We start from the raw sequence: 12,722 nt of genomic DNA, 5'->3' as shown, positions 1-12,722 counted from the left end.
CCCGGGTTGCCCCGAGCTTCTATTCAATCGTCTTGGTGGAAAACAACCCGGTTGCGGCCATCTTTCTTCGCTTGATACAGGCATCGGTCTGCTTCCCCGTACAAAAGCAGGAAAAGCTTGTCCCCATCCATCGGCTTCAAGTCTGTCGATGCGCCGCCGATGCTGACCGTCAGTCGGATTTCCCTGCCGTCATCAGCATGCACCTCGGCTGCCATGACAGCCGCTCGGATGCGCTCGGCAATCTCCTCCGCTTTCTTGGCCCCGGCGCCCGGCACCGCGACCGCGAACTCCTCGCCGCCGATTCTCCCGAACATCGCGGTGCCGTCCACGGCGCTCTGAGCCGCTTCCGCAAATGTCTGCAGCGCCAGATCTCCGTTCTGATGGCCGTAGCGGTCGTTGATTTCTTTGAATAGATCCAGATCCATGATGAGCAGGCTGTACGGCCGCTCGTTCTCGGCGCAGAGCGCGAGATGGCGCTGCGCCCTTTCGATGAAGCCGGTCCGGTTGTACAATCCCGTAAGACCGTCTATCGCCGCTCTCCGGCGCAGGTCCTTCTCGACCTTTTTGGATTCCGATATATCGCTGATGACGCTCAGCGTTCCATAGAAGTCCCCCCGCCCCGACACGAGCGGAGTGACATTCACCTCCAGCCAGATATCCTCGGATCCCGGCCGCCTGAAGCGAAGCCTCGCCTCGGATTCGACCCGTCGTTCATGAGCTTCCGACCATGCTTCGGCATCCGGTATCAGCTGCTCCAGCAGCAGCCCCCGCCAGTCCCCTCCTGGTGTCCCGCCCGCTCTGGCAATGAGCCGCGAAGCGGATGCGTTATGATCCATCACTCTCTGCCGGGTATCGAGCACCACGATGCCGTCCTTCATGATCTCGAACAGCTTGTTCCGGGCAATCGGGACGACATGGAGCACTTGAAAGCGATAGAGGCTCCAGAAAATAAGCAGGCCGGCCGGAAACGTGGAGAAAACCAGCGCGCCAAGAATGCCTTGGGACAAGGCAGGATTAGCCAGCCTCACATTAATGGATACAAGAGGAATGAGCACCGCTCCGATCAAGCCCAGGAGCCGGCGCCGGTCTGTGCCTGCAGCCGTCAGCCAGGTGCGGAAGAGCACGGCGATGCCGAGAACTTGGCTGGCCGAGCTGTAGGAGATGAACATGGAGCTCAGCGCCGTCCTCTCGATCTCCAGCATGCCGTTGGCGCCGATCCTCACGGCTGTGCGCATGAGATGATGATAGTCATTGGTGAAGAGGAGCAGAATCGCCGCTAACGGAACCAGGGAGGCATAGATGATGGGACGGATTCGCGCGAACCGCTCGTACCGCGAATGGGCCAAAGCCAGAAACAAGCTGAGCACGGGATAGATGAACATCGCAATCTGCGAGATGTTGCGCCATAACACCTTGGTCTGCAGCTCCGGCATGACGTATTGCATCAGCGAGGCGAAGCTGAACACGGCGGAGAGAACCATCATGGCGATATATATGGAAGTGCCGGGCACCCGCCTGTACGGCATGATCAGCAGGATAAGCGCGATCGGAACGCACGCGGCGGCCAGGTATGTCCAGGTCATACGCATGATGTGATAACCCCCTGGTCGAATTCTAGCAGATAATGGAGAAATAGAAGTTAGAGATGGGATTTCAGACCCATGTATATATGGAGCGAGGCCTACTCTATTATCCTCTATTATTATGAGATAACTGTAAGATAGGAAACGGAGAACGCATAATAGAAGTGCCTGCGTCAATTAAATGCTTTAACGCATTAATACAATAACTAATCGCCGATTTATTCGGCCAACGTTAAAATAAACTTAAATTCTTGTTAATTATTACTAGACAAAGAAGATTAGGAGAAGTATTCTTTTATCACACACGAGAGATGAGAGATTCCATGTCGAATAATGTCACGTTATCTTTCATTTTTCGTACGCCTTCCAAGGGGAAGGTCAACACACTTATAGAAAGAAGGTACCTGCTTGCAGAAGTCCCGCCGTAAAATCATTCTGACCGCTTTGTCCACCACGCTGTCTGCCGCGCTGCTGCTTCAGCCGCTCGTGGCCCAAGCCGCTGCATCGCCTGTCTCCTCTGGTATTTTGGCCCAAAGCCTGACCAAAGGAATCGACGCCATGATTTCTTCCCGCCTGGACACTTCGTCCAGCAAACCTGTCAAAGTTATTGTCCAGCTGGACGGAGCGACGATCGCCGAGGGCAAATACGCCGCGAAAATGGGCGTTAAATCCCTCAGCACCGAAGCGACCGAGAGCGCGATCAGCCGCCAGCAATCCGGTGTCATCGCCTCTGCCAAGAAAAGCGGGATCGATCTTAAGGTCACCTACCAGTTCGATACGGTACTGAACGGGATGGAGGTCGAGCTTCCGGCCAACCAGATTCCGGCTCTCGCACAGATTGCAGGAGTCAAGTCGATTTATGAGAACCGTACTTATTATTCCATTCCGACTACAAGCTCCCCTACTGCGACCGAAACGACATACAAGTATGACATCAATCCGCTCAAGCAGATCGGCGTTCCCGAGGCTTGGGATGCAGGCCTGACGGGCAAAGGCATCAAAGTCGGCGTCATCGACACCGGCGTAGACTACCTTCATCCGGATCTGAAAAATGCCTACAAAGGCGGCCATGATTCCTACTTCAACACGGATGATCCTTACGAGGAGTCCCCGGACGAAGAAACCGGCAATGCAGGCACCTCCCATGGCACGCATGTATCCGGCACGATCGCTGCCCGCGCAGAGAACAACTCCGAGATCGTACATAAAGGCGTTGCCTACGAGTCCGATCTCTATGTCTACAAGGTACTGGGCTTCAATAAAGAAACCGGCCGCTCTTCCGGCTCCTCGGCGCAGGTCATCGACGGAATCGAGCATGCCGTACAGGATGGGATGGATGTCATCAACCTGTCCCTAGGTTCCGATGATGCCAAGGACGCATTCACTCCCGACTCCATCGCGATCAACAATGCGGTTCTAGCCGGCGTCGTAGCCGTTGTAGCCAACGGCAATAATGCCCAGGGTTCGGAGCAGTACTACTATTCCATGGGCTCCCCGGCTTCCAGCCAGCTGGCGATTTCCGTCGGAGCCGCCACTAGCCCGAGCAATCATTACGGAGCATCGGTCAGCGCTTCGGTCTACAACTCCACCGGCACCACGGTTGCGGGCAGCGTGTACGCCAACAATGCCCTGAACGTCATGGGCTGGTATACCGGCAGAGAGGACTTCGCCTCCTTGATCGGAAGCGAGGAGCAATCCGCCGTTTACGCCAATCTCGGAGCCGAGGCGGATTACAAAGGCCTCGACGTAAAAGATAAAATTGTCTTCGTTTCCCGCGGCACGCTGGCGTTTGTCGACAAAATCGCCATCGCCAAGGAGCATCATGCCAAGGCTATCGTCATTTTCAACGGCAATGCGCTGACAACCGATGCGAATACGGCCAATCTGAGCGAAAGCATCGCGGGACGCAATTCCTGGATCGGCCCGACGGCCTATCTGGGCGACAGCCTGCAGTTCATTCCTGCCTTTGATCTCGAAGGATCCAAAGGACGTGCGCTGGCTCGCTTCCTGAAAGCCAACCAAGGCTCCAGCCTCAAGCTCGCTTTTGATTCCATCTATCCAAAAACGGTGGATCAGGGCGACCACATGGCCGACTTCAGCTCGCGCGGCCCGAATTCGGACGGCATTCTCGGCATCAAGCCGGACTTCTCCGCACCGGGCGTGAACATCCTGTCCACTTGGCCGGCATACGGCAAGACGAATCCTGACGCCAGCTATGCGGAAGCCTACAACCGCATCAGCGGCACCAGCATGGCAACGCCGCATGTTGCCGGACTCGCCGCCCTGCTCCAGCAGGAGCATCCGGATTGGACTCCTTTCGAAATTCGCGCGGCACTCGCTAATACGGCAGATCCGATCTCCGATGCGGAAGGTACGTTGTACGACGTGTATTCCCAAGGAGCAGGCCGCGTCAACATCGCGGAAGCGATCAAAACTCCTGCCGTTCTGCAAACGGTCGAACAGCTTGTTCTCTACGACAAAGAGATGAACCCGGTTCCGACGACGAACTACGGTGACAACGCCAGCTTTGGAGTGATGAAGGCAGGCAGCGATTTCAAGACGATCGATCTGCAGGTCAACAACACCTCAGATGCAGCGGTTACTTATAACGCCACCTACTCGCTTAATAACGAAGTGACTGGCGATCCTTATTCGGACAGCCCGGTCAATACTCCGGACAACAGCAAAATCAAAGTGTTGTTGGATGGTCTCGTCAATGGCACGATTTCCGCCAGCGCAGGAAGCAAATCTGCTTTCTCTCTGAGCGTAGCTCCTCAAAAGGATGCGCCCGAAGGCGTCTACGAGGGACAAGTTGTCCTGACTGCTGCAGGCCTGCCGACGCTTCACATCCCGTTTGTCGTGCATGTCGGCGATCAGAAGCCGGATACCGGCTACGGCATTCAGGATCTGACGCTCTCGACTCGCCAGCTCTCCCCTAACGGAGACGGCATCAACGACTTCATGGACATCTCGTTCCGCCTTGCAGCGGAAGGCATGAACTACTACCAAATCACCATCAGCGACATCAACGATGATACAGTCGGCTATATTACGTACAACGACGCTTACTCATCCGGTTCCGTCCTCGAATCCAAGGTCTATACAAGCCGCTTCGACGGTACCTATAAGATCGATGACGAGAAAGGAAACACAACGACAGCGCAGCTGAAGGATGGCCAGTACGGCCTCAGCGTTGAAGCTTATAAGATCGTCAAAGGCAAAATCGCAGCCCAAACGATCGGCTACCTTCCGTTCTCCGTAGCCCGTACGACGACCGGCCCGATCTTCTTCCCTGGCGTGGGCGCAGTCGCTCCGACTCCGGCGCCGACTCCGGCAGCACCTAGCCTTTCCCTGAAGGCTGTCGTTGGTCAAGGCCAACAGCAGGTCGCCGTCAAATCCGCGACCGCGTCCGAAGCTTCCGCAACGGTTACTACGGTTACCTATGCGGATCTGCAAGCCGCAATCGGTACCGGCACGACCAAGCTGGCTCTTGTCGTCAGCGCGGCTGCCGAAGCCGGCAAAGCTTCCAAGCTGAGCCTGCCTGCGGATCAAGTACAGCTCCTGTCGACTGCACCTGCAGGAAGCTCGCTCTACCTGACGACCGGTACGGAAACGCTTGAGCTTCCGCTCTCGCTCCTGAAATCCGTACCTGCAGGAAGCGGTTTGGAGCTCGTCATCCAAAAGGCTGCCGGTTCCAAATTCGCATCGGCAACAGTCGTCGGCACTCCGGTAACGTTCCAAGTGAACGTCGTGACCGGCTCCAGCTCCAAGGAAATCGCCGTGCCTGCATCGACCTTCATCAAGCGCTCGTTCACGCTGGACAAAGGCGTATCGGCTGAAAAAGCCGGCGTCCTGTTCCTCGAGAACGGCAAGGAAGCACCGGCTCCAGCCGTATTCACTGCCAATGAAGACGGATCGACGACCGTTGTCGTGAACCGCCCTGGCTTCTCCACCTATGCCGTGGCCAAGAAAGCCGTCGCGTTCAACGACATCTCCTCTTCGTGGGCTCAGAGCCGCATCCAGGCTCTGGCTGAGAAGCTGCTGATCAACGGCACGTCCGCTACGAAGTTCTCGCCGAAGACTTCCGTCACCCGCGCCGAATTCGCCGCGATGCTGACGCGCGGCCTCGGCCTCAGCACGACGACAGCTGCTCCATTCACCGACCTCAAAGCCGGCGCATGGTACAGTGATGCTGTCAATGCTGCTTATGCAGCCGGCCTGATCAACGGCTACAACGACAGCACGTTCCGTCCGGATGGCATCATCAGCCGCCAGGAACTGTCTGTCATGCTGGCCAAAGCCTCCGCTCTGCTTGATATCAAAGCAACGGGCGGCAAAATCAGCACATACGGCGACGCTGCAAGCTTCGGCGCCTTCGCGAAGGACAGCATTGCCTTCGTAACGGCTGCAGGTCTCATGGAAGGCTCCTCGGCGAACGGTTCCACCGTGTTCCAGCCGGCAGCTCCTACGACCCGTGAAGCGGCCGCAACCGTCATCTACAAGCTGCTTCAAGGCGGCAAGCTGATCTAAGCTTGCTCGTCCCGACACCTGATCCCCGACGGGGATCAGGTGTTTTTTTATGTCTGGAATTACATTCCTCTCCGTTTAAAATAAGAATGATTCCAAAAAGCTTGAGCCCGACGCTTTTGTCCGATACTATAGTCATTCAGTAAAACAACCACTACCGCTATGCGGATAATCATGAACGGAGCGTGCAAGATTGGCTAAAGAATCTTCATCCACGCCAACAACTGAAGGAGGAGGGCTCCGAAGAGGCTTGAAAGCCCGACATATGGCCATGATTTCCCTCGGCGGCTCTATCGGCACTGGACTGTTCCTGGCCAGCGGCGGGGCGATCCACTCGGCAGGAGCCGGCGGCGCCTTGCTTGCCTATGCGCTGATCGGCATCATGGTTTATTTCCTCATGACAAGCCTCGGCGAAATGGCGACCTACATGCCGGAGTCCGGCACGTTCAGCACCTATGCCAGCCGGTTCGTCGATCCATCCCTCGGGTTCGCGATGGGCTGGAATTATTGGTACAACTGGGCGATCACGCTGGCGGCCGAGCTTGCTGCCGCAACCCTCATCCTGAAATTCTGGTTCCCGGACAGTCCCTCCATCCTCTGGTCGGCTGTCTTCCTCATCCTGCTCGTCGGCTTGAATCTGCTGTCGGTCCGGGCATACGGGGAATCGGAGTTCTGGTTCGCCATGATCAAAATTGTCACGATCCTCGTGTTCATCGTGCTCGGCCTGCTCATGGTGCTCGGCATCTGGCGCGGCGAGAGCGGCGATGTCGGCAGGCTGACCGAGACGCCGTTCCCGAACGGACTGCTCGCCGTCATGGGCGTCTTCATGGCCGCCGGCTTCTCGTTCCAAGGAACGGAGCTGGTCGGAGTCGCTGCCGGCGAGAGCGAGGACCCGCGCCGCAACGTGCCTCGCGCGATCCGTACGATCTTCTGGCGTATCCTGCTGTTCTACATGGTGGCCATTTTCATCATCGGCCTACTCCTTCCTTACACCGCTCCCGAGCTGGCCAGCGACGAAGTTCGCATGAGTCCGTTCACGATCGTGTTCGAGAAGGCGGGCCTCAGCATCGCGGCATCTGTCATGAACGCTGTCATCCTGACCTCGGTGCTCTCGGCCGGCAACTCCGGCCTATATGCCTCGACCCGCATGCTGTGGGTGCTGGCCAAGGAGGGCAAAGCTCCTCGCTGGCTGGCGAAGATCAACCGCCGCGGAGTGCCGTTCGCCGCGCTGCTCGTGACGAGCGCCTTCGGCCTGCTCGCCTTCCTCGCCTCCCTGTTCGGCGACGGCGTCGTGTATGTCTGGCTGCTCAACGCATCCGGCATGTCCGGCTTCATCGTCTGGCTTGGCATCGCGGTGAGCCATTACCGCTTCAGGCGTGCCTGGAAAGCCCAGGGCCGCTCGCTCGACGAGCTGCCTTACCGGGCCAAATGGTATCCATTCGGACCTGTTCTCGCCATGATCCTATGCATCGTCGTCATCGGCGGGCAATTCGTCGGCGGCATCGGGGACGGCAAGCTTGATTGGGGCTTCATCGTCGCCTCCTACTTCGGCTTGCCGCTATTCCTAGCTATATGGCTCGGTCATAAATGGAAGCATAAGACCAAGTTCCTCAAGCTGGAGGAATGCGATCTGACATCGAGGCAGGAATAAACGAAGAGAGCGCCCCGTCAAGGAGCGCTCTCTTTCTTTTTTGTCCGAAAATAAGAAATCAGATTAAACGTCAATCCGAATCCAAACCAGGATATATGGATGAAGCTGTTGCCGGCAAAAGGATGAAAATCAGGGTCCTGCACAAAGAAGGCCGACCTGTAATAAAGGCAGAGATAGAACCCGTAGAGCAGAACAGGCGTTACCCACAAGCTGAACGAAGTCCAGGTAAAAAATCGGTTCCTTTTCATGGTTTGCCTCCCGGTGAACTCCAATCCATGAATTCCACATCCATCCATTTCATCCTGCATCAGCAAATCCTGCCTGTCGATCTCCTACCGGTTGTCTACCTTCTCCGGATACAGATCGAGGTTCATCATCCTGTATTCCGCCATCTGCTCGTACTTCGTGCCCGGCTTGCCCCAGTTGCAGTAAGGATCGATGGAAATGCCGCCGCGCGGAGTGAACTTGCCCCACACCTCGATGTAGCGGGGCTCCATCAGCTTGATGAGATCGTTCATGATGATGTTCATGCAATCCTCGTGGAAGTCGCCGTGATTGCGGAAGCTGAACAGGTATAGCTTGAGCGATTTGCTCTCGACCATCAGCTTGTCGGGAATGTAGGCGATATAGATCGTAGCAAAGTCCGGCTGGCCTGTCATCGGGCACAGGCTCGTGAACTCGGGGCAGTTGAATTTGACCCGGTAGTCCCGGTCCGGATGCTTGTTGACGAAGCTCTCCAGCACCTCCGGGGCATACGTGGAAGGGTACTTCGTCCCTTGATTGCCCAGCAGCGTGACGCCGTCCAATTCGGCTTGCGAGCGTCCTTGTTGTTCGTTCATTCAGTATCGTCCTTTCTGGATTTCAATTGATCTATTATGGTTAGGCGTACCTGCAGCCTGTCTCTCTTGCTCTACGTTCAAAGAGTATCCAGAGCGCTCCATTGCCGGAGCATTCCTGCGCCCCTATAATGAAGAGAACTGATTGTCCATTCCAAGATCATACCGGCAAGGAGCATCCCCATGAAAATCCGTTTCGCCGCCGCGGCGGTCATCGCCGCGCTCGTTCTTTCGGTCATCGTGTTTTTGATGCCGCCGTCCGAATCGTACAACGACCCGGATACGTTCTGGCATATCGAGGTCGGCAAATCCATGCTGGAGGCCGGCAAGGTTCCGCATACCGCCATCCATACCTTTTACGGCGACGACAAGCTCCCTTATGTTCCGCATGAGGTCGGGTTCCAGGCCGTCATCGCGCTGCTGTACGATGCCTTCGGCTGGGCCGGCACTTACCTGCTTACCGCGGCCTGCATGATTATGCTCGTGCTCGGCCTCTACCGCATGATGCTCGTCTCGCGCAAGGAGCTCGGACTGCCGTCCCGCGGCCGCGAGCCGATCCTGATGCTGCTGTTGCTGCCCGTCATGTGGGGGATCTACGACATCTACTTCACGACCCGTCCGCAAATGATCTCGGCGTTCCTCATCGTCTGGTTCTTCGTCTTCCTGCGCGAATTCCAGATCAAGCCGGCGGCCCGCTGCATGGTTCTGCTCCCGCTCATCTCGCTGCTCATCGCCAACTTCCACTCCGGCGTCTGGCCGGTCATCATCGTGTTCATGGGCATGGCGCTGCTGGAGAGTCTCGTCACCCGCAAGCTGCTGAACCGGCGCATCGGCTGGCGGTGGCTGGTCGTTGCGGTCACGGTCATCGGAGCCGGCTTCCTGAATGCAGCAGGACCGAAAAGCATCTTCTTCATCCTCACCGTGACGCACGGCAACTTCAACCTGCTCATCAACGAATGGAAAGCCATCCAGTTCAACAGCATGGGCAATCTGGCCGCGACCTGCATGCTGCTGGCATTCGTCGCGCTGCTGCCGTTCTCGATCCACAAGCGGTTTTTCCGCTTCATCTTCATGATGGGCATCTTTTTCCTAGGCGTGTCCAACTACAAGTATCATTTCTTCATGTGGCTGTTCGTCCTGTACTTTGCTGCGGCCGTCATCGAGTCGGTTCCCGGCCTGCGCCGTTTCCGGCTCAGTCTGAGCGTGAAGCCGCTGATCATCGGCCTCGTTCTGGGGCTCGGCGTGAACGTCATTTACAACTTCCAGCATACGCCTCAGCCGAACTCCTACAAGTACCCGGTGAAGGAAATGGACTACATCCTGGAGCATTTCCAAGGCCCTGCGAGGCCGAAGGTCATGACGCTGTACGGCTCCTCCGGCTATGTCATGTTCCGCGGCGGCGACGTGCTGGCAGACGGGCGGCAGGATCCGTTCATTACGGACGCGACCAAAACGGTCTTCGGCTGGACCGCCTTCGAGCAGTCCATGTACGGCTTCCCGGTGTATGTCACCGATCTCGTGGATGCCAACCATCCCGACTTCGTCATCGTCACCCGCAAAAACGCCTCCAGCCGCTTCTACACGACCTGGCTGAGCAAGTACGGATCGCCGATCTATTCCGGCGACTACGGCTCCGTGTTCCAGGTGAACGGGCAAAAGAAGCTGTCCTGATGCCCGGCTGGCCGAGTGCAGTTGATTCCAAAACCTGGATCTTCCACATCTCTTCCGCCATGAGCCTGGCCTGCCGGAATGCCTGCTGGCGCAATAAACTAGAGCCGGATTGCCCTCGATCCTATTCAAGCCCTCGAAGCATCACCTCAACGGGCTGAATGATTCATGCCCTCCCTATGCTTGGGGAGGGCTTTTTTTGCTCTGCCGAGGATACATCTGCCGGCTCGACCCAATCGCTACACGCCGCGCTTGTTGCCCCACAGCCAAGCATGGAGCTGAGGCAGCACTCGTACGCGGCTCCACTCCGGATCTTCCATGACCATATCCACCAGCCGCTCGTAGCGGGTCGCCAAATAATTGCGGAGCGCAGCCGCATCCGGCTCTTCGAGCCGATCGTTGCCGGCTTGCAGGAACATCGGAATCCCCGGCAAGCGCCGATGAACCTCCTTCGCGTAAGCGAGATCCGCCCCGTCCATGACGACCACCTTCAGCGACGGAAGGCGGCCGGCCTCAGCCAATTTATCCGCGATATCCTCCAGCACCGCCCAATCCGTCTCCATCCCGGAGCTAGGCGGCTTCGGCGACAAGGTGAGCTCGTCAATATCCACGAACCAGTCCTGCCAGCGGCTTCCTTGCGTCTCGAGAGCGACAAGCGCTCCGCGCGAATGCAAGAGGTCGACCAACCCGCCGAGAGGACGGAGCAGCGCCGGATTGCCGCCCGAGAGCGTGACATGGCCGGGCGTTCTGCCGCCTGCCAGCCGTTCGAGCTCCCCGGCGATTTCCGCGGGCTCCATCCAGCGGATCTCGTCCTTCGCCGATCCGTCCCACGTAAAGGAGGAATCGCACCAGGAGCAACTGTAGTCGCAGCCCGCCGTCCGGACGAACATCGTCTTGACCCCGATGACCATGCCCTCGCCCTGCACGGTAGGCCCGAAAATCTCCAGCACCGGGATTCGTCCGCGAACGGAAGGCTTTGCCGCAGCGCTTGGACCTGCCAAGGCGGGCACCTGGGCCGCTTGCCTATCCTCGATGTCTGCAGCCTGCTCCGAGATGCCCGAACCGGCGTCCACAGCGGATGCACCCTGCTCTGCAATTCCCGAACCAGCGGCAGCTGCGGATGCACCCTGCTCCGATATGCCCGACCCCGCGGCAGGCGCGGATGCACCCTGCTCCGCCGCTCCCTCTCGGCCGACTCCGATCCGCGCCCCGCTCATCGGACGGCCTCCGGACGGTAGATGACGTAGCTGGACGGCGTTTCCCGCAGGAACACCTGCAGGCATCGGGCGCCGTTGCCGCGGCGGTCCAGCTCTTCCTGCACGAGCTGCCACACCGTGCGCGCCACGACTTCGGTCGTCGGGAACGACTCCGGGTCGTCGGCAGGCTCCGAGCCGAAACACTCGTCGTCGTTGAGCAGACGGTGGTCGAACCGGTTGCGGACAAGCCGTTTGACCTCCGAGAAATTGACGAGAAAACCGCAGTCGTCCAGCTTGTTCCCTGCAACCGTCACATCGGCGTAATAGGTATGTCCGTGCACGCGGCTGCAGCTGCCCGCCTCCTCGGCGGGAATATAATGGGCCGCTGCAAAATGGAACTCCTTATGCAGCTCATAACGGAACGAATGGGGTGGAGAAGGATAAATGGTGTGCATCACTGGAGCTCACCGCCGGCATCCGCTCTTGCTTCGTCCCGCTTGCCTGCAGCGATTGCAGGTGCTCCGGCTGTCGCGCCCATGCCTTCTCTCTCCGCTCCGCGCCGAGCCAGATAACGCTCCAGCCCGTTGCGGCGCAGCTTGCAGGCCGGGCATTCCCCGCAGCCGTCGGCAGGCACGCCATTGTAGCAGGTCAGCGTTTTTTCCCTGACGTAATCAAAAGCTCCCAGCCGGTCCGACAGCTCCCATACCTGTTCCTTGTCCAGCCACATGAGCGGCGTCTCGATGACGAAATTCTCCTCCATCGCCAGGTTGAGCGTCACGTTCAGCGACTGGATGAAAATGTTCCGGCAATCCGGATATCCGCTGAAGTCCGTCTCGCATACTCCGGTGACGAGCGTGCCCGCTCCGACTCCTTTGGCCAGAACGGCCGCGAACGACAGGAACATCAGGTTGCGTCCCGGCACGAACGTATTGGGGAGTCCTCCCGCTTCGGGAGCATCCGCTACCGCGAGATCCTCCCTAGTCAGCGAGCTCGGAGCGAGCTGCCCGAGCAGGCTCATGTCCAGCATATGATGGCGGATGCCGAGTTCCGCCGCTATGGATGCGGCGCATTGGAGCTCCAGCGCATGGCGCTGTCCGTACCTGAAGGTGACGGCCTCCACTTCCTCGTATCGTTCCAGCGCCCAGAACAGGCAGGTCGTGCTGTCCTGGCCTCCGCTGAAAACGACGACCGCTTTGCCTTTTCTTTTTTCCAATCCGTTCATTTGCTTCAACTTCCCCTCTCCATGATGGCCGAAGAGAGA

General features: G+C 58.0%; 8 protein-coding genes. 3 read left to right on the top strand and 5 right to left on the bottom strand.

All coding sequences use genetic code 11. The annotated features are described in order from the left end of the window. Nucleotides 1–23: 23 nt before the first annotated feature. The gene (locus AC06G8_RS02470) at nucleotides 24–1,589 is read right to left on the bottom strand and encodes a histidine kinase N-terminal 7TM domain-containing diguanylate cyclase (protein ID WP_480284316.1); all 1,566 of its coding nucleotides are present in this window, start codon (nucleotides 1,587–1,589) and stop codon (nucleotides 24–26) included. A 402-nt stretch (nucleotides 1,590–1,991) separates the two neighbouring features. Here AC06G8_RS02470 and AC06G8_RS02465 point away from each other — a divergent pair, with 402 nt between their 5' ends. After that, nucleotides 1,992–6,113, top strand: a complete 4,122-nt coding sequence (locus tag AC06G8_RS02465; RefSeq protein ID WP_480284315.1) for a S8 family serine peptidase — start codon at nucleotides 1,992–1,994, stop codon at nucleotides 6,111–6,113. Nucleotides 6,114–6,375: 262 nt separating this feature from the next. Beyond that, the gene (locus AC06G8_RS02460; protein ID WP_480285371.1) at nucleotides 6,376–7,761 is read left to right on the top strand and encodes an amino acid permease; all 1,386 of its coding nucleotides are present in this window, start codon (nucleotides 6,376–6,378) and stop codon (nucleotides 7,759–7,761) included. A gap of 332 nt (nucleotides 7,762–8,093) precedes the next feature. On the opposite strand, the gene queF is transcribed toward AC06G8_RS02460, so the two are convergent. Continuing rightward, nucleotides 8,094–8,600 (bottom strand): preQ(1) synthase, encoded by a 507-nt coding sequence (queF, locus tag AC06G8_RS02455; protein WP_021880380.1) that lies wholly within the window; start codon nucleotides 8,598–8,600, stop codon nucleotides 8,094–8,096. Between the two features lie 180 nt (nucleotides 8,601–8,780). Here queF and AC06G8_RS02450 point away from each other — a divergent pair, with 180 nt between their 5' ends. Continuing rightward, a complete protein-coding gene (locus tag AC06G8_RS02450; protein WP_447663630.1) occupies nucleotides 8,781–10,268 on the top strand; it encodes a hypothetical protein in 1,488 nt (495 codons plus the stop codon). Between the two features lie 236 nt (nucleotides 10,269–10,504). Here AC06G8_RS02450 and queE read toward each other — a convergent pair whose 3' ends face one another. The 3 genes from queE to queC form a co-directional block, all read right to left on the bottom strand. After that, nucleotides 10,505–11,266 (bottom strand): 7-carboxy-7-deazaguanine synthase QueE, encoded by a 762-nt coding sequence (gene queE / locus AC06G8_RS02445; protein WP_480285370.1) that lies wholly within the window; start codon nucleotides 11,264–11,266, stop codon nucleotides 10,505–10,507. A 212-nt stretch (nucleotides 11,267–11,478) separates the two neighbouring features. Further along, on the bottom strand, nucleotides 11,479–11,919 hold the full coding sequence (locus AC06G8_RS02440) for a 6-pyruvoyl trahydropterin synthase family protein (protein ID WP_480284314.1): 441 nt from the start codon (nucleotides 11,917–11,919) through the stop codon (nucleotides 11,479–11,481). Then, the gene (queC, locus tag AC06G8_RS02435; protein ID WP_480284313.1) at nucleotides 11,916–12,683 is read right to left on the bottom strand and encodes a 7-cyano-7-deazaguanine synthase QueC; all 768 of its coding nucleotides are present in this window, start codon (nucleotides 12,681–12,683) and stop codon (nucleotides 11,916–11,918) included. Before queC ends, AC06G8_RS02440 begins: the two co-directional genes overlap by 4 nt. Nucleotides 12,684–12,722: the final 39 nt, after the last annotated feature.

The sequence above is a fragment of the Paenibacillus sp. SJS-P3 genome (assembly GCF_056711585.1).
The sequence above is the reverse complement of the archived record's forward strand: the minus strand, read 5'-3'. Positions and strand labels throughout refer to the sequence as shown.

Excerpts from the sequence above, each read along its gene's own strand:
- AC06G8_RS02470 (WP_480284316.1), bottom strand. The coding sequence starts at position 1,589 with ATGCGTATGACCTGGACATACCTGGCCGCCGCGTGCGTTCCGATCGCG.
- AC06G8_RS02460 (WP_480285371.1), top strand. The coding sequence starts at position 6,376 with ATGGCCATGATTTCCCTCGGCGGCTCTATCGGCACTGGACTGTTCCTG.
- queF (WP_021880380.1), bottom strand. The coding sequence starts at position 8,600 with ATGAACGAACAACAAGGACGCTCGCAAGCCGAATTGGACGGCGTCACG.
- AC06G8_RS02450 (WP_447663630.1), top strand. The coding sequence starts at position 8,781 with ATGAAAATCCGTTTCGCCGCCGCGGCGGTCATCGCCGCGCTCGTTCTT.
- queC (WP_480284313.1), bottom strand. The coding sequence starts at position 12,683 with ATGAACGGATTGGAAAAAAGAAAAGGCAAAGCGGTCGTCGTTTTCAGC.